The 2,197-nt window shown below is 66.0% G+C and carries 1 protein-coding gene and 1 pseudogene; both read right to left on the bottom strand.

The features are described 5' to 3' along the window. A pseudogene (locus JHD07_RS25690) lies at window positions 1–249 on the bottom strand (hypothetical protein); the annotation flags it as partial. Continuing rightward, complete coding sequence (gene soxB / locus JHD07_RS25685; protein WP_291627147.1) at window positions 246–2,111, bottom strand: thiosulfohydrolase SoxB; 1,866 nt, start codon at window positions 2,109–2,111, stop codon at window positions 246–248. The pseudogene JHD07_RS25690 and the gene soxB, both read right to left, overlap by 4 nt. Between the last annotated feature and the right edge of the window lie 86 nt (window positions 2,112–2,197).

The following is a 2,197-nucleotide window of genomic DNA, read 5'->3' as shown; positions in this document are numbered from 1 at the left end:
GTCGATGCCCGGGCCGAACGCCACCACTTCGATCGCGATCTTGTCGGGGCCGTAGGCCTTCAGCAGATTGTTGGCGACGCTCAGCACCAGCGCCTGCTTGTTTGGATCGCCATCGGAGAGCTGCAGCACGATCTTGTGCTCCGCGAACGGCTTGTCCTGGAGCGGCACCTGCTTCGCCGGAGCGGGCAGCGCCGTCGCGCAGACGAGCAGTGCCAGCAGCATCGAGCGGAACAGCTTCGAGGGCATCATCCGCGTCCTGCAACCCCCGGATTACCCTCGACGCCTTTCAGCGTGACGCCGGAGCCGAGCCGTTCGGGCATCATCCGGCCCGAGCGCAGATATTTGCCGACGACGTCCCACACCGGCGCGCCCTGCCGGCCGTTGACGGAGGCCCAGCCCGCAACCTTGTAGCGATGGCTCGCGTTGAGCGCCTTGCCGTTGCCGAGCCTCAGCTCGGCGATTCGAGCGCCGATCGCAGCGTCGGGCGTGCAGGTGTAGCTGAGCCCGCCGGCGCGAACCATGTCGCCGCCCTGCTGGTAGTAGGGATCGGCGTTGAAGAGGTTGTCGCAGACGTCCTCCAGAAGGTCCTTGATCTCGGCTCCCGTCATCTCCTGCACATAGGTCTCGGGATAGGCGATCGCGGTTTGCGCGAGCAGATCCTCCATGGTCATCGCCTGTCCCGACAGCGCGGTGACGCCCCAGCGGAAGCCCGGCGACAACGCGATCTCGGCATCGAGCTCGCTGCGCAGCGCCGCGCAGATCAGCTCGTCCATCGGGCCGGAGAAATTGCCGCGGCGATAGAGCAGCCGGTCCGGTGTCGCGATCTTCTCCGACCAGTCGGCCACGTGCTGCGCACGGACCCGGCCGATCAGCTCGGCCATCGCCGGATCGGGTTTCAGCAGCTCGGAATAGACCGGCAACAGATGATACCTGACATCGCCGACCTTGCCGCTGTCGAGCGCGAGATCGAGCACTCCCAAGAACTTCCCGTTGGAGCCGGCATTGGTGACGAGCGTCGTGCCGCCCGCATTCTTCACGGCGATCGGCTGCGGCACGGCATCATGGGTGTGGCCGCCCAGAATAACATCGATGCCGGCGACCCGGCCCGCGAGCTTGAGGTCCACGTCCATGCCGTTGTGCGACAGCAGGATGACGGCATCGACCTTGTCGGTCGCGCGCAAGGCATCAACATGCTTCTGCAACTCCTCCTCGCGGATGCCGAAGCTCCAGTCCGGTGTGAACCTCTTGGGATGCGCGATCGGAGTATAAGGGAAGGCCTGGCCGATGATCGCGACGCGGTGCCCGCCGAGCTCCTTGATCGTGGACGGCTTGAACACGCGTCCCGTGGCCTTGTCGAAGGCGGGCGCGTCGTTGAACGCCGCTTCCTCGGTCAGGAACACGTTCTGCGCCAGGAATTCGCCCTTGAAGCGCTCGAGATTGTCGCGCAGCGCCTGCTCGCCATAGGTGAATTCCCAATGCCCGGTCATCGCCTCGATGCCGAGCAGATTGGCGACCTCGACCATGTCGCGGCCCTGCATTACGTTGGCGAGCCCCGTGCCCTGCCAGAGATCGCCGCCGTCGACCAGCACCGAGCGCCGCTCGCCGACATCGGCGCGCAAGCGATCCACCAGGGTCTTCAAATGGGCGAAGCCGCCGAGCTTGCCGAAGCGGCCTGCGGACTTCTCGAATTCGACGCAGGTGAAGGCATAAGCATCCGCGCTGTCGGGGCGGATGCCGAACCGTTCGAGAAAGGCGCGGCCGACCAGATGCGGTGGCCGTCCCGCCATCTCGCCGATGCCGATATTGACGCTGGGCTCGCGGAAATAGACGGGATTGAGCTGCGCGTGCGTGTCGGTGATGTGCAGGATCCGCGCGTTGCCGAACCGCTCGATGTCGTAGATGCCGGTGGTCTCGTTGCCGCGGGCCAGCCGCGGCAGGCCGAGCGTCGCGGCGGCAAGGCCTGCACTCTTCAGGAAATCGCGGCGGCGGATCGCTTGCTTAACCTCTCCCGCGTGCGGGAGAGGTCGGCATAGGCGGCCTTCTGGCCGCCGTTCTTTAAGACGCCGATGCTCTGCATCGGCTATGGCGCCGGGTGAGGGCTCTCTCCTCATTGGGGCCCTCGCTTGTGGAGACACCCCCACCCCAACCCTCCCCCGCAAGCGGGAGAGGGAGTCCCACCGATTGCTCGGAGGGAGGA

Source organism: Bradyrhizobium sp. (assembly GCF_016462955.1).
In the GTDB taxonomy this organism is placed as follows: Bacteria; Pseudomonadota; Alphaproteobacteria; order Rhizobiales; family Xanthobacteraceae; genus Bradyrhizobium.
This window is presented reverse-complemented; position numbering and strand designations above follow the sequence as displayed.

What these genes read in the sequence shown, in the direction of transcription:
- soxB (WP_291627147.1), bottom strand. Translation starts at nt 2,111, where the DNA reads ATGAGGAGAGAGCCCTCACCCGGCGCCATAGCCGATGCAGAGCATCGG.